Source organism: Enterobacter sp. NFIX59, assembly GCF_900113755.1.
Lineage (GTDB): Bacteria > Pseudomonadota > Gammaproteobacteria > Enterobacterales > Enterobacteriaceae > Enterobacter > Enterobacter pseudoroggenkampii.
This window is the reverse complement of the sequence record NZ_FOQN01000002.1, coordinates 159,950-181,386: the sequence shown is the minus strand read 5'-3', so window position 1 is coordinate 181,386 and position 21,437 is coordinate 159,950. Positions and strand designations below refer to the sequence as shown.

At 59.9% G+C, this 21,437-nt stretch carries 22 protein-coding genes; 10 read left to right on the top strand and 12 right to left on the bottom strand.

The window, feature by feature from the left end; genetic code table 11:
• Window positions 1-7: 7 nt before the first annotated feature.
• Both mutS and BM007_RS09595 read right to left on the bottom strand, forming a co-directional pair.
• Window positions 8-2,569 (bottom strand): DNA mismatch repair protein MutS, encoded by a 2,562-nt coding sequence (mutS, locus tag BM007_RS09600; protein WP_024909246.1) that lies wholly within the window; start codon window positions 2,567-2,569, stop codon window positions 8-10.
• A gap of 113 nt (window positions 2,570-2,682) precedes the next feature.
• Entirely contained in the window at window positions 2,683-2,913 is a 231-nt protein-coding gene (locus BM007_RS09595) for a SymE family type I addiction module toxin (protein ID WP_024909245.1), read from the bottom strand.
• A gap of 175 nt (window positions 2,914-3,088) precedes the next feature.
• Here BM007_RS09595 and BM007_RS09590 point away from each other — a divergent pair, with 175 nt between their 5' ends.
• Window positions 3,089-3,433: a nitrous oxide-stimulated promoter family protein gene (locus BM007_RS09590; RefSeq protein ID WP_024909244.1), complete on the top strand. Its 345-nt coding sequence runs from the start codon at window positions 3,089-3,091 to the stop codon at window positions 3,431-3,433.
• A gap of 5 nt (window positions 3,434-3,438) precedes the next feature.
• Here the strand turns inward: BM007_RS09590 and BM007_RS09585 are convergent, their stop codons facing one another.
• The 10 genes from BM007_RS09585 to hypA all read right to left on the bottom strand — a co-directional run bounded on the left by BM007_RS09585 (window position 3,439) and on the right by hypA (window position 13,366).
• Window positions 3,439-4,659: an MDR family MFS transporter gene (locus BM007_RS09585; RefSeq protein ID WP_090418442.1), complete on the bottom strand. Its 1,221-nt coding sequence runs from the start codon at window positions 4,657-4,659 to the stop codon at window positions 3,439-3,441.
• A 16-nt stretch (window positions 4,660-4,675) separates the two neighbouring features.
• Window positions 4,676-5,437, bottom strand: a complete 762-nt coding sequence (locus tag BM007_RS09580; RefSeq protein ID WP_090418439.1) for a siderophore ABC transporter ATP-binding protein EitC — start codon at window positions 5,435-5,437, stop codon at window positions 4,676-4,678.
• Window positions 5,437-6,474 (bottom strand): FecCD family ABC transporter permease, encoded by a 1,038-nt coding sequence (locus tag BM007_RS09575; RefSeq protein WP_048993019.1) that lies wholly within the window; start codon window positions 6,472-6,474, stop codon window positions 5,437-5,439. Before BM007_RS09575 ends, BM007_RS09580 begins: the two co-directional genes overlap by 1 nt.
• A complete protein-coding gene (locus BM007_RS09570) occupies window positions 6,474-7,472 on the bottom strand; it encodes a siderophore ABC transporter substrate-binding protein EitA (protein ID WP_032648061.1) in 999 nt (332 codons plus the stop codon). The genes BM007_RS09575 and BM007_RS09570 overlap by 1 nt, the downstream gene beginning before the upstream one ends.
• Before the next feature lie 152 nt (window positions 7,473-7,624).
• The gene (flhA, locus tag BM007_RS09565) at window positions 7,625-9,697 is read right to left on the bottom strand and encodes a formate hydrogenlyase transcriptional activator FlhA (RefSeq protein WP_090418436.1); all 2,073 of its coding nucleotides are present in this window, start codon (window positions 9,695-9,697) and stop codon (window positions 7,625-7,627) included.
• Window positions 9,698-9,754: 57 nt separating this feature from the next.
• Entirely contained in the window at window positions 9,755-10,765 is a 1,011-nt protein-coding gene (gene hypE / locus BM007_RS09560) for a hydrogenase expression/formation protein HypE (protein WP_090418433.1), read from the bottom strand.
• Window positions 10,762-11,883: a hydrogenase formation protein HypD gene (gene hypD, locus BM007_RS09555; RefSeq protein WP_090418430.1), complete on the bottom strand. Its 1,122-nt coding sequence runs from the start codon at window positions 11,881-11,883 to the stop codon at window positions 10,762-10,764. Before hypD ends, hypE begins: the two co-directional genes overlap by 4 nt.
• Window positions 11,884-11,885: 2 nt before the next feature.
• Window positions 11,886-12,158 carry a HypC/HybG/HupF family hydrogenase formation chaperone gene (locus BM007_RS09550; RefSeq protein ID WP_024909236.1) on the bottom strand — a complete coding sequence of 91 codons (273 nt, stop codon included), beginning with the start codon at window positions 12,156-12,158 and terminating at the stop codon, window positions 11,886-11,888.
• The gene (hypB, locus tag BM007_RS09545; RefSeq protein WP_090418428.1) at window positions 12,149-13,012 is read right to left on the bottom strand and encodes a hydrogenase nickel incorporation protein HypB; all 864 of its coding nucleotides are present in this window, start codon (window positions 13,010-13,012) and stop codon (window positions 12,149-12,151) included. Before hypB ends, BM007_RS09550 begins: the two co-directional genes overlap by 10 nt.
• Before the next feature lie 3 nt (window positions 13,013-13,015).
• Window positions 13,016-13,366 (bottom strand): hydrogenase maturation nickel metallochaperone HypA, encoded by a 351-nt coding sequence (hypA, locus tag BM007_RS09540; RefSeq protein ID WP_090418425.1) that lies wholly within the window; start codon window positions 13,364-13,366, stop codon window positions 13,016-13,018.
• Between the two features lie 211 nt (window positions 13,367-13,577).
• Here hypA and hycA point away from each other — a divergent pair, with 211 nt between their 5' ends.
• The 9 genes from hycA (at window position 13,578) to hycI (ending at window position 21,386) form a co-directional block, all read left to right on the top strand.
• Window positions 13,578-14,042, top strand: coding sequence for a formate hydrogenlyase regulator HycA (gene hycA / locus BM007_RS09535; protein WP_032648183.1), 465 nt, complete (start codon window positions 13,578-13,580; stop codon window positions 14,040-14,042).
• A 70-nt stretch (window positions 14,043-14,112) separates the two neighbouring features.
• On the top strand, window positions 14,113-14,721 hold the full coding sequence (locus tag BM007_RS09530; protein WP_023308971.1) for a 4Fe-4S dicluster domain-containing protein: 609 nt from the start codon (window positions 14,113-14,115) through the stop codon (window positions 14,719-14,721).
• Window positions 14,718-16,532, top strand: a complete 1,815-nt coding sequence (gene hycC / locus BM007_RS09525; protein ID WP_090418422.1) for a formate hydrogenlyase subunit 3 — start codon at window positions 14,718-14,720, stop codon at window positions 16,530-16,532. Before BM007_RS09530 ends, hycC begins: the two co-directional genes overlap by 4 nt.
• Window position 16,533: 1 nt before the next feature.
• Window positions 16,534-17,457, top strand: coding sequence for a respiratory chain complex I subunit 1 family protein (locus BM007_RS09520; protein WP_061714555.1), 924 nt, complete (start codon window positions 16,534-16,536; stop codon window positions 17,455-17,457).
• 15 nt (window positions 17,458-17,472) lie between these two features.
• Complete coding sequence (gene hycE, locus BM007_RS09515; RefSeq protein WP_047353825.1) at window positions 17,473-19,182, top strand: formate hydrogenlyase subunit HycE; 1,710 nt, start codon at window positions 17,473-17,475, stop codon at window positions 19,180-19,182.
• A gap of 9 nt (window positions 19,183-19,191) precedes the next feature.
• Window positions 19,192-19,734: a formate hydrogenlyase complex iron-sulfur subunit gene (locus tag BM007_RS09510; protein ID WP_048993003.1), complete on the top strand. Its 543-nt coding sequence runs from the start codon at window positions 19,192-19,194 to the stop codon at window positions 19,732-19,734.
• A complete protein-coding gene (locus tag BM007_RS09505; RefSeq protein WP_090418419.1) occupies window positions 19,734-20,501 on the top strand; it encodes an NADH-quinone oxidoreductase subunit B family protein in 768 nt (255 codons plus the stop codon). Before BM007_RS09510 ends, BM007_RS09505 begins: the two co-directional genes overlap by 1 nt.
• Window positions 20,498-20,908 (top strand): formate hydrogenlyase maturation HycH family protein, encoded by a 411-nt coding sequence (locus BM007_RS09500; RefSeq protein ID WP_048993001.1) that lies wholly within the window; start codon window positions 20,498-20,500, stop codon window positions 20,906-20,908. Before BM007_RS09505 ends, BM007_RS09500 begins: the two co-directional genes overlap by 4 nt.
• A complete protein-coding gene (hycI, locus tag BM007_RS09495; protein WP_090418416.1) occupies window positions 20,901-21,386 on the top strand; it encodes a hydrogenase maturation peptidase HycI in 486 nt (161 codons plus the stop codon). Before BM007_RS09500 ends, hycI begins: the two co-directional genes overlap by 8 nt.
• The last annotated feature ends 51 nt before the right edge of the window (window positions 21,387-21,437 follow it).

Below are 21,437 nucleotides of genomic sequence, written 5' to 3'. Positions count from 1 at the left end.
CAGAGAACTAAACCAGACTCTTCAAACGATAAATCCACTCCAGCGCCTGACGTGGCGTCAGTGAATCCGGATCGAGGTTTTCCAGCGCTTCCACGGCAGGCGATGTCTCTTCCGCCGGTACCAGCAGCGACATCTGCGTACCATCAATCTGCGTCGCCGCCGCATTCGGTGACAGGCTTTCCAGTTCACGCAGTTTCTGACGCGCGCGCTTGATCACCTCTTTCGGTACACCTGCCAGCGCCGCGACGGCCAGGCCATAGCTCTTGCTTGCCGCGCCATCCTGCACCGTGTGCATGAAGGCTATGGTATCACCGTGCTCCAGTGCATCCAGATGAACGTTCGCAACCCCTTCCATTTTCTCCGGCAGTTGCGTCAGCTCGAAGTAGTGGGTGGCGAACAGCGTCATGGCCTTGATTTTGTTCGCGAGGCTTTCCGCACAGGCCCATGCCAGTGACAAACCGTCATAGGTTGACGTTCCGCGTCCGACTTCGTCCATCAGCACCAGGCTGTGCTCCGTCGCGTTATGCAGAATGTTTGCCGTTTCGGTCATCTCGACCATGAAGGTAGAGCGACCGCTCGCCAGATCGTCCGCAGCCCCGACGCGGGTAAAGATACGGTCGATGGGGCCAATCTCCACGTTTTGCGCCGGAACGTAGCTGCCGATATAGGCAAGCAGGGCAATCAGCGCCGTCTGACGCATATAGGTACTCTTACCGCCCATGTTCGGACCGGTAATGATCAGCATTCTTCTCTGCGGTGACAGGCTCAGCGGGTTGGCGATGAACGGTTCATTCAGCACCTGCTCTACTACCGGATGACGACCTTCAGTGATACGAATGCCAGGCTTGTCGGTAAAGGTCGGGCAGGTGTAGTTCAGCGTTTCCGCGCGTTCTGCCAGGTTCACCAGCACGTCCAGTTCCGCCAGCGCGCTGGCGCTCAGCTGCAGGTCGGCCAGGTGCGGCATCAGCATGTCGAACAGCTCGTCATAAAGCTGTTTTTCCAGCGCCAGCGCTTTACCCTTCGAGGTAAGGACTTTATCTTCGTACTCTTTCAGTTCAGGAATGATGTAGCGTTCGGCGTTTTTCAACGTCTGGCGACGCACGTAGTGAATCGGCGCCAAATGGCTCTGCCCGCGGCTGATCTGAATATAGTAGCCGTGTACCGCGTTATAACCCACTTTCAGGGTGTCGAGCCCGAGACGTTCGCGTTCGCGGATTTCCAGCTTGTCGAGGTAGTCCGTCGCACCGTCGGCCAGCGCGCGCCATTCGTCCAGTTCCTCGTTGTAGCCAGGGGCAATCACGCCGCCATCACGCACCAGAACCGGAGGCGCATCGATAATGGCGCGCTCCAGCAGTTCGCGTAGCTCGGTAAATTCGCCCATGGTTTCGCGGAGTTTCTGTACCGGCGCGCTGTCAACGTCGCTCAGCTGTGCACGGAGTTCCGGTAACTGCTGGAAAGCATGACGCATCCGCGCGAGGTCGCGCGGTCGTGCCGTGCGCAGCGCCAGACGAGCCAGGATACGCTCCAGATCGCCCACCTGGCGCAGGACAGGCTGCAGCTCGGTATAGCGATCCTGCAGGGCGGCAATCGTCTGCTGACGGCAAACCAGCGTAGCGGTATCGCGAATCGGCATATGCAGCCAGCGTTTCAGCATGCGGCTGCCCATTGGCGTTACCGTACTGTCGAGGACCGACGCGAGCGTGTTTTCTACGCCACCCGCCAGGTTCTGCGTGATCTCCAGATTACGGCGCGTGGCGGCATCCATGATGATGCTGTCCTGCTGGCGCTCCATGGTGATAGAGCGGATATGCGGCAGGGAGGTGCGCTGGGTATCTTTCACGTACTGCAGGAGACACCCTGCCGCACACAGCCCGCGCGGGGCATTTTCAACGCCAAAGCCAATCAGGTCGCGGGTGCCAAACTGCAGATTCAGCTGCTGGCGGGCGGTATCAATTTCGAATTCCCACAGCGGACGACGACGCAACCCACGACGGCCTTCAATCAGCGCCATTTCGGCGAAATCTTCGGCATAGAGCAATTCTGCCGGGTTGGTACGCTGCAGTTCGGCTGCCATCGTTTCACGGTCAGCCGGTTCACTCAGACGAAAACGTCCGGAGCTGATATCCAGCGTCGCGTAGCCATACCCTTTACCGTCCTGCCACAGCGCTGCCAGCAGGTTATCCTGGCGCTCCTGTAACAGGGCTTCATCACTGATGGTGCCAGGCGTGACGATGCGCACGACTTTGCGTTCCACCGGGCCTTTTGAGGTCGCCGGATCGCCGATCTGTTCGCAGATGGCGACGGACTCACCCTGATTCACCAGTTTCGCCAGGTAGTTTTCTACCGCGTGGTGCGGGATACCTGCCATCGGGATGGGTTCACCTGCCGATGCGCCACGTTTGGTCAACGAGATGTCGAGCAGCTGCGATGCACGCTTAGCATCGTCATAAAACAGCTCGTAAAAATCACCCATACGGTAAAACAGCAGGATTTCCGGATGCTGTGCCTTCAGCTTCAGATACTGCTGCATCATCGGCGTATGTGCGTCGAAATTGTCGATTGTGCTCATGGAGTTATGATGTCCATTTCTTTGAATATAAACCGTTTTGATCGACTCAGTGGCCGTTTGTTCCTTCTATTGTCGCATGAAAAAAAGGTCCGGCGCAGAAAAATGTCGTGGCTTTACGAGCCGTCTTCCGACATTAATTCAATGATAATTTTTCCATGCTCCACGCCCACTCTGACTCTGGAATGGGTCGTAAACCCCGCCTTTTCAAGCCAGTCACCTTTTAAGCTCAGCGCCGCATGTACGCTGTAACGCTTTGGTATCTTGGTATTGCGGTCTTCATGGCGCTTTCTAAAATATCCCACTTTTAAATGGCGATAGGGTTTGCCGATCGCGAGCTCTTGCATAGGGTCTCCAGACAACACGGACAAAGGTCATTTCTGATGCCTGTATAAAATACCAGTAATTATCGGTCGGTGCAGGGTGAAAACTGGAATCAGGCTTCAGGAAACGAAATGCAACCGCTGAAATACAGTGCTTAAAAGTGTATTATTAATGCACTTTATTATTCGGTAGGCCGTTATGTCCGGTAAACGCATCTCACGAGAAAAAGAGACCATCGCGAAAATGATCGCGTTGTATGAAAAGCAGTGTCCGCAGGCATCTCAGGAGGAAGGGCATTATCAGGCGCTCAACGCGTATGCCGATAAGCGCCTGGATAAGTGCGTTTTCGGTGAGGACAAGCCTGCCTGCAAGCAGTGTCCGGTACACTGCTACCAGCCTGCCAGACGTGAAGAGATGAAGCAGGTTATGCGCTGGGCAGGTCCGCGTATGTTATGGCGTCATCCTATCCTGACCGTTCGTCATCTGATTGATGATCGTCGTCCCGTACCGGAACTGCCGGAGAAGTACCGTCCGAAAAAGTGATCGGTTCAGCGTCTCAGCGGGCGGCAAATCACGTTCAGGGCCAGCGCGCTGCAGAGTGGGAAAAGGGCCAGCAGCAGCCAGGGATACATTGCCTGCGTTGAGGGCACCAGCGCGCGATCCAGCAGGCTGCCAAACAACAGATTTCCTGCCAGTACCGCAATGCCTCCTGCGGTGGCGAGAGCGCCGTAGTGCGCGCCAAGCGTGGACTCCTCCGCAAACCGAGGGATCAGATCTTTAGCCGATGGCACCAGCAGCATCTGTCCCAGCGTCAACAGCGTCACAAAGCAGACTGAGGGCAGTAAGCGCAGCCAGCCTTCCGGCGGCGTCATCGGGGCAAATATCGCCACGCTCGCAAAGGCGGAGGAGAGCAGCAAAAAACCTACCGGCAGGAGCCTCACCGCGCCCACGCGCCGGGCGAAACGCGCCAGCGGCAGCTGTAATGCAACGATCAGCAACGAGGCCAGCATAAAAAGCGGGCCGAGATCTTTCTCGTTACCGCCAGAGCGTTGGATCTCCACCGGCAGCGCCAGATAGAGCTGGTTATAGCTTAACAGCCACGAGCTGTAGGCAATGATAAAGGCGACAAAGCGCGGCTGGCGGAACGTCGTCCACAAGGGAACGAGCTTCAGCGTCCGGGGGGCGTGGCGTGACGCGGGCAGGCAAAAGTAGAGAACCACCAGCGCAACGATAAAGACCCCTGCGCCCGCCAGCGCCACCTGGCGAAAGCCCAGGCCGGTGAGCAGGGCGCCGGCAACCGGGCCCAGTACCGCACCGAGTTCCCCGCAGACCGCAAATAGCGCGAACCACTCCGCCCGACTTCGTTTTCCTTTCGCCTCGCTGTGCGTGCCCGCTTTCGCCAGCAATGCCTCAATAGACGGAGAAAACAGCGCGCCGCCCACGCCTGTCAGACACGCGCCCAGAATAATCGGCCACAGCGAGCCTCCAAACGCCAGCAGCAGATAGCCCGCAACGCGAATCATGCACCCGCTCAGGATAACGACTTTCGCGCCAAACCTGTCCGAGAGCGCACCACCGACGATAAACATCCCCTGCTGAGAGAACGTGCGCAGGCCGAGGATCAGCCCGATCAGTCCGCCGGAGAGCAGCATACCATCGCGCAGGAATATCGCCAGGAAGGGGACAACGGCGTAAAAGCCAATGTTAAAAACAAACTGGCTACCCAGTAAGACGGGCGGCCAGAGCGTGGTGGCGGGGCGAAGGGGCATCGTTTTTCACTCGCCCCTAAACGATAAAGTGGATGTGCTTTTTGCCATGGAACGGCGAGATCTCGATTTTGGTTTTGACCCGGAAGACGTCCCAGAGCAACGACTCGGATAAGATATCCTGCGGTGTCCCCGTCGCCACAATTTGCCCTTTCTGCATCACAATCAGCGAGTCGCAGAACATCGAGGCGTGGTTGAGATCGTGGATAGCGACGATGCTGGTGACCGGTAATTCGCTGATCAACTGCATCAGCTGCATCTGATGATGAATGTCCAGGTGGTTGGTCGGTTCATCCAGCAGGATTTCCGTCGGGGTCTGGGCCAGCGCGCGGGCAATGTGGACGCGCTGGCGCTCGCCGCCGGAGAGGCTCAGCCAGCCCTGGTCACTTTTATCCAGCATATCCACGCGCTGTAGAGCGGCGCTGACGGTCTCGTCATCGTGGTTGCTCCAGTTGGAAAAGGCGGAGTGGTGTGGAATACGCCCAAGTTTCACCACGTCGCGCACGCGCATATTGGCGTCCGTCATGCCGTGCTGCTCCACGAAGGCGACCCGGCGGGCAAGCTGCTTTTTGGCGATGCGGGAGATGTCCTGCCCGTCCAGGGTAACGCAGCCAGCATCCGGGCGACGCAGCCCCGCGAGGATCCGTAAAAGAGACGATTTCCCGCAGCCGTTAGGGCCAAGCAGTCCTACCGTTTCGCCCCGTGACACCTTCAGCGAGACGTCATTAACGATGACCTTTTTGCCGACCTTCCAGGTAATATTTTCCGCACAGATGCTCATCACTTATTCCTTGAACGGTAGATAATCACGGCAAAGAAGGGGACGCCCACCAGCGCGGTGACCACCCCGACGGGCAGGCTTTGCGGTGCAATCAGCATGCGCGAGGCAATGTCTGCCAGCACCATCAGGATCGCCCCTGCCAGCGCGCTGGCAATCAGCAGCGTGCGGTGCAGCGGCCCGAACAGGAAGCGCATCACGTGCGGCACCACCAGCCCGACAAAGCCGATTGACCCCGCCATGCTGACGATGGTCGCGGTAATCAGCGCGGTAGTGGTAAAGAGCGTCAGGCGCACCCACGGGACGGCAATACCTAAAGAGGCGGCGGCGTCATCACCGAACGTGAAGGCATCCAGCGCCCGGGAATAGTAGAGGCAAACGGCTAATCCAATCAGTACCACGACCAGCGCCAGCTGGAATTCAGGCCAGCGTACGCCGCTGAAGCTGCCCAGCAGCCAGAACATTACGTCGCGCGCCTGCTGGGCGCTGGCGGAGGTGCTGATGGTGTAGGCGGTAATGGCGTTGAAAAGCTGCGAGGCGGCGACCCCTGCCAGAATGGTCCGTTCATTCCCGCCGCGCGCGCCGTTCGTCAGAAACGCGACAAACGCAAACGCGGCGAACGCCCCGGCAAAGGCACCGGCGGAGAGAGACACCGCACCGGTGCCGATCCCCAATACGACGACAGAAACCGCCCCGGTCGACGCGCCCGCGGACACACCGAGCACGTAGGGTTCCGCCAGCGCGTTCTTCAGCAGGCTCTGCAATACGGCACCGCAGATGGCCAGCCCCGCGCCGCAGCAGGCCGCCACCAGCGCGCGGCTCAGGCGAAAGTCCCAGATGACGCTCTCATAGATGCGAGTGAGCGGAACCTCGGTAAGCCCCATTTTATTACTGATGGCGTAAAACACGTTATCCAGCGGGATGGACAGCTCGCCTACGCTGACGCTCAGGGCGATCACCAGAAATAACAGTACCAGGGCGAGCAAAGCCGAGGTCGTCAGAACCAGGCTCTGCCGGGCCTGAAGAACGGCGGATGTCATCAGTTCAGCCCCAGTTTTCTGAGCTGTTCGCCGACCTGCTCAGCCCCGTAAATCGTGCGAATCGTCGGGTTCATGGCCTGGCCGTCCATCACCACGATATGGCCTTTTTTCACGGCGTCCAGCTGGCTGACCGCCGGATCGCTTTTCAGGAATTTGATTTTCTCTTGTGCGTTATCCAGCGCCCAGCGGTTGCGATCCAGGCTGGAGACCACAATCACATCCGGATTGGCGGCAATAATGCTCTCCCAACCCACGGTCGGCCATTCGGTCTCGGAGGTGATGGCGTTATGCCCGCCCAGCACGTCAGCGATGAACCCTGAGGCGCTGTTTTTACCGCCGACGTAGGCGTCCGCAGAAGGGGATGAGCTGGAGAACCAGAAGACAAACGAGAGGTCTTTTTTATTCTTGCTGAATTCCTTACGCAGGTCGGCCTCGCGTTTTTTGAAATCCGCAATGACGGCCTGGCCGCGATCTTCAACGTTGAAAATTTTAGCGAAATCCTCAATCTCTTTATAGAGATAGGTCATATCCCACAGCTTCTGGCGGCTGCCGTACATATCGCCGGCGGCCTTTTTGGTCGCGCACATGCCCGGTGATAAATAGCTGTTCACGCCGACAGTGGCCAGATCTTCACGCTTTGCGACCTTACTCTCCGGCCCAAGCAGCAGAGGAAGCTGGGCAGGAACAAAATCAGGGTTTTGCGAAAGGATGGATTCCAGCGTCGGGATTTCTACCGTCAGGGTTTTGATTTTTGCATTCTGTTCCGCCAGCTGCGGCAGCACTTTGGTCGGCCAGAAGGCGCTGGCCTTCACCTTATCTTCCAGGCCCAGCAGGAGCAAAATTTCGACGGTGTTCTGTCCCAGGGCCACGACGCGTTCCGGCGCTTTGGTGAATGTTTCTTTATAGCCACAGTTTTCAATGGTCAGAGGATATGTGGTTGCCAGAGCAGAACTGACCGACGCAACCGCCAGGCCTAACGCGCAGATGACCTTTTTCATGAAACGCTACCCTTGATTAATATTATTATTGATGCAAATGAAACTCATTATTAAGGCGGAATTTTATACAGAGGAAACGATTTTGTGTCAATGAGGGACAATTGCGCGGGGTAACGAAAGGCGGTGCCAGAAAACACCGCCAGAGTAGGGGCTTAAACCAGGCTCTCTTTCTCAATCCCGAGTCGCTTCATGCGCGACAGCAGGGTGGTGCGTTTTAACCCCAGGCGCTGGGCGGCACCTTTTGGCCCGGCGACCACGCCGTTGGTCTCTTTCAGCACGCGCATAATGAGCTGATATTCATCTTCTCCCTCTTTCGCTGTCTCGGCGGCGGGCAGGGTCACGTCAGGCAGCGTCACTTCAGGCAGGGAGAGCTGCAGCACATTCCCCCGCGTCAGCAGCACCGCACGTTCGATGACGTTTTCCAGCTCGCGCACGTTGCCGGGCCACTCCATCGATGAAAGGGTACGCAACGTCTCGGCAGGAATGCTGTCGATATTTCGCCCCATCCTGCGCGCGATCTTGGCGGTAAACGCTTTGACCAGCAGGGGGATATCTTCCGGGCGCTCGCGCAGCGGCGGCAGGAAGATCGGGAACACGTTCAGGCGATAGTAAAGGTCGCTGCGAAACTCGCGGTCTGCGACCATTTTTTTCAGATCGCGGTTGGTGGCGGCAATCAGCCGCACGTCGGTCTGGATAAGCTTGTTGCTTCCCAGGCGCTCAAACTCCTGCTCCTGCAACACGCGCAGCAGTTTCGGCTGTAGCTCCAGCGGCATATCGCCCACTTCGTCGAGAAACAGCGAGCTCTTGTCCGCCAGCTCAAAACGGCCCAGCCGCTGGCTGCTTGCCCCGGTGAATGCACCGCGCTCGTGGCCGAACAGATCGCTTTCCAGCAGCCCTGCGGGCATCGCGGCGCAGTTCATCTTCACCATCCGACGGCTGTTGCGGTTGCTCAGGTTGTGGATGGCGCGGGCAATCAGCTCTTTACCCGTACCGGTTTCGCCCAGGATCAGCACCGTGCTGTCGCTTTGCGCCACCATCTCGACCTGCTTGAGCACGCTGTACATGGCGTCGCTGCGCCCGATGATTTCACCAAACTCGCTGTCCACGTTGTTGAGCTGTTCGGTCAGGGCCAGGTTCTCATCCACCAGACGCTCTTTCAGACGATGAATTTCCTGATAGGCGAGGGCGTTATCCAGGGCGATGGAAATACGTTCGGCGATCTGACGCAGCAGCTTCAGGTTGGCGGTGGTGAACACGCCTTCCTCACACTGCGCCAGCTTAAGCACGCCCAGCATGGTGTTGCCGGACATCAGCGGCAGCAGGCACAGGGTCTGAATTTTGTTGCCCCAGGTGTTAAACAGCATCCGCTCGTACGGCGCGACAGGATCCTGCTCGTTCAGGTTGAGCAGGAGGATCTCTTTGCTTTTGAAGACTCGTTCAGAAAGGGTCCCCGCTTCATCCACTTCGCTCTGCTCGTGTGCCGGGTTGGCTTCATCAAGGTAATGCGTGGAGTAGATGTTCAGCTTGCCCTTGCGATGGCCGCGAAGCGCGATACTGATAGCATCGATTTTGAAATAGTGGTGGATCTCTTTCGAGACTTCGCTCACCAGTTCATCCATGTCGAGCCGTGACAGCACGGCGTTAGTGATGGCGACCAGAATGCGGAAGTTGTCGCGTTCGCGGCTCAGCAGGTCGTAATCCACATTATTGGTGACGCGGCTTTGGATCTGCTCAGCGACGACGGCCACAATCTGGGTAAAGGTGTGCAGGCGTTCGTATTCCGCCTCGCTCCAGGGCTGGTCGGTGGTGCGGATAAACTCGCAGCCGCCAAAAATCTGACCCTCTGCCGCCAGCGGCAACATGCAGTAATGCCCGAAAGGCTGATAGAGGTTACTCTCCGCGAGCCGCGGCCACGCCTGGCGGAACTCCTCAAAGTTGCAGTGCAGCACTTCAGGTCGGGAGAGAATGCGGCGCACCGGGCCATGCGCGAGATACGTTTCGTCTTCGTATTCAAACGTTTTGCCATTGTCACGCGTTGAGTAGTAGCTCGCGCGGTGCGTTCCGCTATGCCACAGTACAATCGCGGCGCTGTCGGCCAGCGCCGACTGCCTGACCAGCCGGGTCAGGGCATCGCTCAGCGCGCCGAGATCGGGCTGCTGTAAAAGTGTGCGCGTGATGTCAAACAGGCCCTGCTGTCCAAGATCGCTCATCGGTGTATACGGCATAGTGCTTTCCAGTAAAAACGAGCAAAAAAATCCATGCTGACCGCTTTTGGCGCGGTTCTAGCAAATACGGGGTAAAGGTTCCGCGTGCGGCAGATCCAGCGTGCGCTTCACGCCATAAAGCCCGGTCAGGCGCACCCCTTTGCGCTCAACCACTTCACCAATCATTGCCGCCTCTTTTCCTGACGGATGAGCCCGCAGCTGTTCAAGAACGGCTTCCGCTGCCGCACGTTCAACGCCAATCACCAGTTTGCCTTCGTTTGCGAAGTTAAGCGGGTCCAGCCCCAACAGTTCGCAGAGACCACGAACGGCGGGCTTAACGGGCAGGCTGCGCTCGGTGAGTTCAATCCCGTACCCGCAGCTTGCTGCAAATTCGTGGACCACGGCATTCACGCCGCCTCGCGTGGCGTCCCGCAGGGCTTTCACGCCGGGCACGGCCCGCAGCGTCTGAATCAGCGGGGTGAGCACCGCGCAGTCGCTGCGCAGTTCCCCGTCCAGCCCCAGGCCTTCGCGTAGATTCAGGATGGTCGCCCCGTGACAGCCCAGCGTTCCGGTCACGATCAGCACGTCGCCCACGCTAAGCTGCTGCGCGCCCCAGTGAATATCGGCGGGGATCGCCCCCATGCCGGCGGTGTTGATAAACAGCTTGTCGGCCGCGCCGCGCTGCACCACTTTGGTATCGCCTGTAACGATAGCTATCCCCGCCTCGCGCGCGGTCTGCGCCATGCTGTTGACCACGGCCGTAAGCGTCTCCATCGGCAAGCCCTCTTCGAGGATAAACCCGCAGGAGAGGTAGCGCGGGATGGCGCCGCTGACGGCGACGTCGTTCGCCGTGCCGCAGACGGCGAGCTTGCCGATATCGCCGCCCGGGAAGAACAGCGGATCAATGACGTAGCTGTCGGTGGAGAAGGCCAGCCTGTCGCCCTGTGCGGTGAGGGGGGCGAGGTCAATGCGCGCCTGGTCTTCCTGCTCGGCAAGCCAGGGGTTGTTAAAGGCCGACATAAATAGCCGGTTAATCAACTGCTGCATCGCCTGTCCGCCGCTGCCGTGCGCCATTTCAACCGTATTCATGCTTCACTCTCCTGGTTGCGATACTGATACCACGCGGCACACGCCCCTTCGGAGGAGACCATCAGCGCGCCAAACGCCGTTTGCGGGTTGCAGGTATTGCCAAATAACGGGCACTGATGCGGTTTGCATTTGCCGGTGAGCACCTCGCCGCAGCGGGCCCGGGGATCGTCGCAAACCTGCTGCGGCTGCGGGCGGAAATGCGCTTCGGCGTCGAATGTGCGATAGGCTGACGTCAGGCGCACGCCGGATTCGGCAATCAGCCCCAGACCACGCCATTCGCTGTCGCCCTCAACGCTAAACACGTCGGCTATCGCCTGCTGTGCCCGTTCATTTCCCGCATCCGGCACCACGCGCCGGTACTGGTTTTCCACTGCACTCAGGGCCGCTATTTTCTGCTCAACCAGCATTGTGACACCTTGCAGTAGATCAAGTGGTTCGAAACCAGCGACCACTAACGGACGATTGTACTGTTCAGCGATAAAACCGTAGGCGTCTGTGCCAATCACCATGCTGACATGCCCCGGTGCCAGAAAGGCGTCAATGCCGTTTCCCGGCTCTTCCAGCAGGCTGCGCAGGGTGGGGATAAGCGTAATGTGCTGGCAGAAGAAGAAAAAGTTATCGACGCCGCGCGCTTTCGCCTGCTGCAGCGTGATGGCGGTGGCGGGCATGGTGGTTTCAAACCCCAGGCCAAAGAACACCACCTTGCGAGCGGGATTATTCTCTGCCAGCGTCAGGGCATCCATCGGCGAATAGACGATCCGGATGTCGGCTCCGCGCGCTTTTGCCTGCAGCAGAGAGCCGTTTTTCCCCGGCACGCGCATCGCGTCGCCAAAGGTGCAGAAAATGACGTCGGGCTGGCAGGCAATTTCGATGCAGCTGTCGATGCGCCCCATCGGCAGCACGCAGACCGGGCAGCCGGGGCCGTGGATAAACTCGATGTTCTCCGGCAGCAGCTGGTCGAGGCCAAATTTGAAGATGGCGTGCGTGTGTCCGCCGCACACCTCCATGATCCGCAGCGGTCTTTCTTTCGTGTAGTCCAGTCGCGCTGCGCGCGTTTTCAGGTAGCCGATAAGCTGCAGCACCTGCTCCGGCGCGCGGTATTCATCAACGTAACGCATGATTACCGCTCCTCGCCGTACAGCAGCGCACCCACGTCAGGCTCCACGTCAAACATGTTCTGTAACGCATCCAGCGTGTCGCGGGCTTCCGCTTCGTTAATCACGCTCATGGCGAACCCCACGTGCACCAGCACCCACTGGCCGAGACGCGATGCGCCCGTTTCATCTGTGTTGCCCACCAGGGTCAGGTCCACGTCGCGCAGGATGCCGCAGACCTCGACTTTGGCCTGATTACCGTCGATGGCGTAAATTTGCCCAGGTACGCCTATGCACATCGTTCACTCTCCAGCCACTGTAGCCAACTGTCCATGCCGTCACCGCGCGTGGCGGAGACCAGCAGGATCTCAATCTCCGGATTCACTTCGCGGGCATAAGCCAGGCACTTATCCACGTCGAAATTCAGGTACGGCAGCAGGTCGACTTTGTTCAGCAGCATGATGGACGCGGCGGCAAACATATGCGGGTACTTCAGCGGTTTGTCTTCACCTTCGGTCACTGAAAGCACCGCCACCTTGTGCCGTTCGCCCAGGTCGAAGCTCGCCGGGCAGACCAGGTTGCCGACGTTCTCAATAAACAGAATGCCGTCATCCGCCAGCGGCAGACGCGGGGCGGCGTCGGCAATCATCTGCGCATCCAGGTGGCAGCCTTTGCCGGTATTAACCTGGATTGCCGGGGTGCCGGTTTCGCGAATACGCGCCGCGTCGTTAACGGTTTGCTGGTCGCCTTCAATCACCGCGCAGGAGACGCGCCCGTTCAGGCGCTTGAGCGTTTCCGTTAACAGCGTGGTTTTGCCGGAGCCGGGGCTGGAGACCAGGTTCAGCACCAGCTGTTTGCGGGTGGCAAAGCGGGCGCGGTTGCGGGCAGCGATCTGGTTATTTTTGTCCAGCACGTTGATTTCCACCTCCAGCATCTGGCGCTGGCTGATGCCCGGCGCGTGGGTGCCCGCCTCCCCGTGGCCGTAGTGCAGATCGCCCGCATCGGAGCGCTGTGGAGCGAAGGTGATACCGGTCAGTGCCGCAGAAGGGCGTGGGGCAGGTGAAAAGGGCGCGGAGCGAAACGCGGAATGGGGATGATGTTCATCCCCTTCTATATACAGGTTGCCTTCGGCGCAACCGCAGGTGCTACACATACTTTACTCCTTCTCGATTTCGAGGCGATGGATCTGCATGCCGTCATCCGCCACGATGCGAAGACCGGTGCTCTGACACTGCGGACAGCGCTGAACCTTTGATGACAGCAGGGTGACGTACTGCTGGCACTGCTCGCACCAGCACTCCGCCTGCTGCTCTTCAATATGCAGTTCGCAGCCTTCCGCCAGCGTGCCGCGGCACACCAGTTCAAAACAGAAATTCAGGGCGCTGGTCTCGACGCAGGAAAACGCCCCGACCTTCAGCCAGACGCCGGTAACGCGTTTCGCGTGGTTTTGCACTGCCTGCTGCTCGATAAGTTCCAGAGCCCGCTGGCAGAGGGTGATTTCGTGCATGACGCCTCCTCAGTGAATTGCGCCATTGAATGCAATAACGGTGCCAGCTTGATTTTTGTTAAGGCGTGACGATGTCAACGCTGTCGAAATGACACGTCGACACCGCGGCGTTGACAGCGGTTTTGCAATTAAATCCATTAAGAATCATATAGATAAAAACTGGCATGGAATCTGCTTAACAGCCGCTATCTCCATTAAACGGATACCTTCTATGACTATTTGGGAAATCAGCGAAAAAGCGGATTACATCGCGCAGCGTCATCAGCAGCTGCAGGACCAGTGGCACCTTTACTGCAACTCGCTGGTTCAGGGCATTACCCTCTCGAAAGCGCGTCTTCACCACGCGATGAGCTGCGCGGCACAGGGGGATATGCGCTTTGTCCTGTTCGGCCATTTCACGATCAACGTGACCCTGGCAGATAACTTCAACAGCCACACCATTGAGTACCACCTCGAGACAAAAGACGGCGAAAAACAGTGTATTGCGAAGGCGCAGTTGATGGCCGACGGCATGGTGGACGGCCACGTCAGCAACCGCGATCGCCAGCAGGTGCTGGAGCACTATCTGGAAAAAATCGCGCCGGTCTATAACGGCCTGTACGCCGCCGTTGAACGCGATCTCCCGGTCAACCTGAAGCAGCTGATGGACGGAAATGCCTCAGCGAACGTGGCCTGACCCTTGCGTGTCGAGAAGTGTCGACAAGACAGTTTTTCGTCAAAAATGACTATCACCAGAGGATGACCCGGTGAACCGTTTTGTAATTGCCGACTCGACGGTCTGTATTGGCTGTCGAACCTGTGAGGCGGCGTGTTCGGAAACGCATCGCCTGCATGGGCTGCAGTCCATGCCGCGCCTGCACGTCATGCGTAATGAAAAAGAGTCTGCCCCGCAGCTCTGCCATCACTGTGAAGATGCTCCCTGCGCGGGTGTCTGCCCAGTGAATGCCATCACCCGTGTTGATGGCGCTGTCCAGCTGAACGAAAGCCTGTGCGTAAGCTGCAAGCTGTGCGGCATCGCCTGCCCGTTTGGCGCGATTGAATTTTCCGGCAGCCGTCCGCTGCACATTCCGGCGAACGCTAACTCGCCAAAAGCCCCGCCTGCGCCACCGGCTCCGGCACGCGTAAGCACGCTGCTGGACTGGGTGCCCGGCATCCGCGCCGTGGCGGTGAAGTGCGACCTGTGCAGCTTCGATGAGCAGGGTCCGGCCTGCGTGCGCACCTGCCCGACTAAGGCATTGATTCTGGTTAACATTCGCGACATCGCCCGTACCAGCAAGCGTAAACGCGAGCTGACCATCAACAGTGATTTTGGCGACCTTTCTCTGCTACAGGCGCTTAACGAGGGGGCGAAATGAACGCGGCAATGATGATTACCAGCGCGGTAGCCTGTTTTACTGCCGCCGCTGTTCTGGCGCTGATCTTCTCATTCCATAAAACCCTGAGCGGCGCGATCGCCGGGATTGGCGGGGCGGTAGCTAGCCTGATGACGCTGGCGGCAGGCGGCGTTGTCCTGCTCGGCGGCCAGTCCGCAGAAACCGTGATGCCGCTGATTCGGCACACCGTTGAGATCACGCCCCTGAACGCCATCTGGCTGGTGACGTTTGGTCTGTGCGGGCTGTTTATCAGCCTGTTCAATATCGACTGGCACCGCCACCCGCACGCTAAAGCCAACGGCCTGCTGGTCAATCTGCTGATGGCGACGGCGGTCTGTACCGTTATCGCCAGCAACCTCGGCGCGCTGGTGGTGATGGCGGAAATCATGGCGCTGTGCGGCGTGTTCCTGACGGGCTGCAGCGCCTCCGGCAAGCTGTGGTTTGCGCTGGGACGCCTGGGGACGCTGCTGCTGGCGCTGGCCTGCTGGCTGGTGTGGCAACGCTTTGGCACGCTGGATTTCTCTGCGCTCAACGGGCATCCGCTGGGGAATGACGTCTGGCTGCTGGGCGTTATCGGCTTTGGCCTGCTCGCTGGCATCATCCCGCTGCACGGCTGGGTGCCGCAGGCGCATGCGAATGCCTCCGCGCCCGCCGCCGCGCTGTTTTCGGTGGTGGTGATGAAAGTGGGTCTGTTCGGAATTTTGGCGATTACACTGACCGGCGGACAACCGCCGCTGTGGTGGGGCGTTGTGCTGCTGATCGCCGGAATGATTACCGCGTTCGTCGGCGGCCTGTACGCGCTGATGGAGCACAATATCCAGCGTCTTCTGGCGTACCACACGCTTGAAAATATCGGCATCATCCTGCTCGGTATTGGCGCGGGCGTGACCGGGCTGGCGCTCAATCATCCGGCGCTAATCGCGGCCGGTTTTATCGGCGGTCTTTATCACCTTGTTAATCATAGCCTGTTTAAAAGCACCCTGTTCCTCGGGGCGGGCAGCGTCTGGTTCCGCACCTGCCATCGGGATATCGAAAAGCTGGGCGGGATTGGCAAAAAGATGCCGGTAATTTCACTGGCGATGCTGGTCGGGCTGATGGCGATGGCCGCGCTGCCGCCGCTGAACGGCTTTGCCGGGGAGTGGGTGATCTATCAGTCCTTCTTCGCGCTCGGTCAGAGCGATCTCTTTATCGCGCGTTTGCTCGGCCCGCTGCTGGCGGTCGGGCTGGCAATTACCGGGGCGCTGGCGGTGATGTGCATGGCGAAAGTCTACGGCGTGACCTTCCTCGGCGCGCCGCGCACCCGCGAAGCTGAAAACGCCTGCTGCGCACCGTTGTTGATGGGCGTGAGCGTGGTCGCGCTGGCGCTGTGCTGCATCGCGGGCGGCGTCGCCGCGCCGTGGCTGTTGCCGCTGCTGGGCAACGCCATTCCGCTGCCGCTGACCGCGGCGAATACCACCGTCTCTCAGCCTATGATCGCGCTGCTGCTGATTGGCGCACCGCTGCTGCCGCTCGTCCTGATGCTGTTCTTCAAACGCGACAGGCTCACCTCCCGCGCGCGCGGTGCGGCGTGGGCCTGCGGCTACGAACATGAACAGTCGATGGTTATCACAGCCCACGGTTTCGCCATGCCGGTGAAGGAGAACTTCGCCGCCGTGCTGAAGCTGCGCCACTGGTTGAATCCGGTGGCCTGGGTACCCGGCTGGCAGAGCGCCGCCGCGCCCGCGCTGTTCCGCCGTCTGGCGGTCATCGAGCTGGCGGTGCTGGTGGTCATTGTGATTTCACGAGGAGCCTGACATGAGTCTGTTACTGGCAATTCTTCAGGCGCTGGTGCTGTTCGCCGCCGCGCCGCTGCTGTCGGGCATCACGCGCGTGGCGCGCGCCCGGATGCACAACCGTCGCGGGCCTGGGGTGCTTCAGGAGTACCGCGATCTCTTCAAACTGCTTTCTCGTCAGAGCGTGGCGCCGGATGCCGCAGGCTGGGTCTTCCGCCTGACGCCGTTCGTGATGGTGGGAGCCATGCTGACCATCGCCACCGCGCTGCCGGTGGTGACGGTGGGATCGCCGCTGCCGGCGCTCGGGGATCTGATTACGCTTATCTACCTCTTTGCCATCGCCCGTTTCTTCTTTGCGATTGCGGGCCTCGACACCGGGAGCCCGTTTACCGGCATCGGTGCCAGCCGCGAGGCGATGCTCGGCGTGCTGGTTGAGCCGATCCTGCTGCTGGGGCTGTGGGTCGCCGCGCAGGTGGCGGGTTCCACCCACATCAGCTTTATCACCCACACCGTTTACCACTGGCCGGTGGCGCGTTCAATCCCGCTGGTGCTGGCGCTGTGCGCCTGCGCGTTCGCCACCTTCATTGAGATGGGTAAACTGCCGTTCGACCTGGCGGAAGCCGAGCAGGAGCTGCAGGAAGGGCCGCTTACCGAGTACAGCGGCTACGGCTTCGCGGTGCTGAAGTGGGGCATCAGCCTCAAACAGCTGGTGGTGCTGCAGATGTTTGTCGGCGTCTTCTTCCCGTGGGGGCAGATGACGCACTTCTCCGCGGGCGGTCTGCTGCTGGCCGTCGTGGTTGCCGTCCTCAAGCTGCTGGTCGGCGTGCTGGTGATTGCCCTGTTTGAAAACAGCATGGCGCGCCTGCGTTTTGTGGAAACGTCACGCATCACCTGGGCCGGTTTTGGTTTTGCATTTTTAGCGTTCGTCTCCTTGCTGGTGGCGTGATTAAAGAGAATTTTTATGTCTGAAGAAAAGAAAGGTCAGCAGTATCTCGCCGCGTTGCATCAGGCTTTCCCCGGCGTGGTGCTGGAGGAATCCTGGCAAACCAAAGACCAGGTAACCGTCACTATTAAGGTGAACTACCTGCCGGAAGTGGTGGAGTTTCTCTACTACCAGCAGGGCGGCTGGCTGTCGGTGCTGTTCGGCAACGACGAGCGTCAGCTGTGTGGTAACTATGCGGTGTACTACGTGATGTCGATGGAGCAGGGCGAAAAGTGCTGGCTCACCGTACGCGTCGAAGTCGACCCGAATAAGCCGGAATACCCGTCCGTCACGCCGCGTGTGCCTGCCGCCGTCTGGGGCGAGCGCGAAGTGCGCGACATGTACGGCCTGGTGCCGGTCGGCCTGCCGGACGAGCGCCGCCTGGTGCTGCCGGACGACTGGCCGGACGAGCTCTATCCGCTGCGCAAAGACAGCATGGACTACCGCCAGCGCCCGGCGCCGACTACCGACAGCGAAACCTACGAATTCATCAACGAGCTGGGCAGCAAGAAGAATAACGTGGTGCCGATCGGCCCGCTGCACGTCACCTCTGACGAGCCGGGCCACTTCCGCCTGTTCGTCGACGGTGAAAACATTATCGACGCCGACTACCGCCTGTTCTACGTCCATCGCGGCATGGAAAAGCTGGCGGAAACCCGCATGGGCTACAACGAAGTGACCTTCCTCTCTGACCGCGTGTGCGGCATCTGCGGCTTTGCCCACAGCACCGCCTACACCACCTCGGTGGAGAACGGCATGGGGATCGTGGTGCCGGAGCGCGCGCAGATGATCCGCGCCATTCTGCTGGAGGTGGAGCGCCTGCACTCGCACCTGCTGAACCTCGGCCTGGCCTGCCACTTTGTCGGCTTTGATTCCGGGTTTATGCAGTTCTTCCGCGTGCGCGAAGCGTCGATGAAGATGGCGGAGATCCTCACCGGGGCGCGTAAAACCTACGGCCTGAACTTGATCGGCGGGATCCGCCGCGACCTGCTGAAGGACGACATGATCCAGACCCGCCAGCTGGCGCAGCAGATGCGCCGCGACGTGCAGGAGCTGGTGGACATGCTGCTCAGCACGCCAAACATTGAGCAGCGCACCGTCGGCATTGGCCGCCTTGACCCGGAAATTGCCCGCGACTTCAGCAACGTCGGCCCGATGGTGCGCGCCAGCGGGCACGCCCGCGACACGCGTGCCGATCATCCGTTCGTCGGCTACGGCCTGCTGCCGATGACCGTGCACAGCGAGCAGGGCTGCGACGTCATCTCGCGGCTCAAGGTGCGCATCAACGAGGTGTTCACCGCCCTGAACATGATCGACTTTGGTCTGGACAACCTGCCGGGCGGCCCGCTGATGGTGGAGGGCTTCACCTACATCCCGAACCGCTTTGCCCTTGGCTTTGCCGAAGCGCCGCGCGGGGACGATATCCACTGGAGCATGACCGGCGACAACCAGAAGCTCTACCGCTGGCGTTGCCGCGCGGCCACCTACGCCAACTGGCCAACCCTGCGCTACATGCTGCGCGGTAACACCGTCTCTGACGCGCCGCTGATCATCGGCAGTCTCGACCCGTGCTACTCCTGCACCGACCGCATGACCGTGGTCGATGTGCGCAAGAAGAAAAGCCAGGTGGTGCCGTACAAAGAGCTTGAGCGCTACAGCATCGAGCGTAAAAACTCGCCGCTGAAATAAGGACTCGCCATGTTTACCTTTATCAAAAAAGTGATCAAAACGGGCACGCAGACCAGCAGCTATCCGCTGGAGCCGATGCCGGTGGATAAAAACTTTCGCGGCAAGCCGGAGCACAATCCGCAGCAGTGCATCGGCTGCGCGGCCTGCGTCAATGCCTGTCCGTCGAACGCCTTAACGGTGGAAACGGATCTCAAAACCGGCGAGCTGGCCTGGCAGTTCAACCTCGGGCGCTGCATCTTCTGCGGCCGCTGCGAGGAGGTGTGCCCGACGGTCGCCATTCGTCTGTCGCAGGAGTACGAGCTGGCGGTATGGAAGAAAGAAGACTTCCTGCAGCAGTCGCGCTTTGACCTGTGCAACTGCCGCGTCTGCAAACGCCCGTTCGCCGTGCAGAAAGAGATCGACTACGCCATCGCGCTGCTGCAGCACAACGGCGACGCCCGCGCGGAGCATCACCGTGAAAGCTTTGAAACCTGCCCGGCGTGCAAGCGTCAGAAGTGCCTGCTGCCGTCCGACCGCATTGATATTACCCGCCATATGAGAGAGGCCAGCTGATGGAAAACCTACTGGGCCCGCGCGACGACAACGGCATTCCGGTGCCGATGACGGTGGACGAATCCATCGCCAGCATGAAGGCGTCGCTGCTGAAAAAAATCAAACGCTCGGCCTACGTCTACCGCGTGGACTGCGGCGGCTGCAACGGCTGCGAGATTGAGATCTTCGCCACCCTGTCGCCGCTGTTTGACGCCGAGCGCTTCGGCATCAAAGTGGTGCCGTCCCCGCGCCACGCGGACATCCTGCTGTTTACCGGGGCCGTCACCCGCGCCATGCGCTCGCCCGCGCTGCGCGCCTGGCAGTCCGCCCCTGACCCGAAAATCTGCATCTCGTACGGCGCCTGCGGCAACAGCGGCGGCATCTTCCATGACCTCTACTGCGTCTGGGGCGGCACCGACAAAATCGTGCCGGTGGACGTCTACATTCCGGGCTGCCCGCCGACGCCTGCCGCAACGCTGTACGGCTTTGCCATGGCGCTTGGCCTGCTGGAGCAGAAAATCCACGCGCGCGAGCCGGGCGAGTTGGACAACCAGCCAGCGGCTATTCTGCACCCGGATATGGTGCAGCCGCTGCGGGTGAAGGTCGATCGCGCGGCGCGCAGGCTGGCGGGCTATCGCTACGGCCGTCAGATTGCCGACGACTATCTGCGCCTGCTGAGCCAGGGCGAGCATCAGGTCGCACGCTGGCTGGAGGCGGAAAACGATCCGCGCCTCAATGAGATTGTGGCGAACCTGAACAGTATCGTCGATGAGGCGCGTATCCGATGAGTGAAACGGTGGTGTTCAGCCAGCTGAGCCGTAAGTTTATTGATGAGAACGATGCCACGCCGGATGCGGCGCAGCAGGTGGTCTATTACAGCCTGGCGATTGGGCATCACCTCGGGGTGATCGACTGCCTGGAGGCGGCGCTGAGCTGTCCGTGGTCCGAGTATCTGGCGTGGATCGCCACGCTGGAGGAGGGCAGTACGGCGCGTCGCAAGATGGAAGGCGTGCCGAAGTACGGCGAGATCGTGATCGATGCCAACCACATTGCGATGCTCGCCAACGCCTTTGACGCGGCGCTCGGCAGGCAAACCCCCGGGCAGCAGGCGTGGAGCAAAACGCTGCTCGGCATGCTGCACGATATTCATCAGGAGAGCGCCATCTACCTGATGGTGAGGAGATTACGTGACTGACGTTTTACTGTGTGTCGGCAACAGCATGATGGGCGATGACGGCGCGGGTCCGCTGCTGGCGGAGATGTGCGCCGCGAACCCGCAGGGCAGCTGGATGGTGATTGACGGCGGCAGCGCGCCGGAAAACGACGTGGTCGCCATTCGCGAACTGCGCCCGGACAGGCTGTTAATCGTCGATGCCACCGATATGGGACTCAACCCTGGCGAGATCCGCCTGATTGACCCGGACGACATCGCCGAGATGTTTATGATGACTACCCACAATATGCCGCTGAACTACCTGGTCGATCAGATTAAAGACGACGTGGGCGAGGTGCTCTTTTTGGGCATTCAGCCGGACATTGTCGGGTTTTATTACCCGATGACGCCGCCGGTGAAGGAGGCGGTGGACGTGGTGTATTCACGGCTTGCGGAGTGGGTTGGGGACGGAGGGTTTGAACCCCTCACCCCGGCCCTCTCCCCAGAGGGGAGAGGGTGAATACCGCACCGAACAATCCCCTCTCCCCTCTGGGGAGAGGGTTAGGGTGAG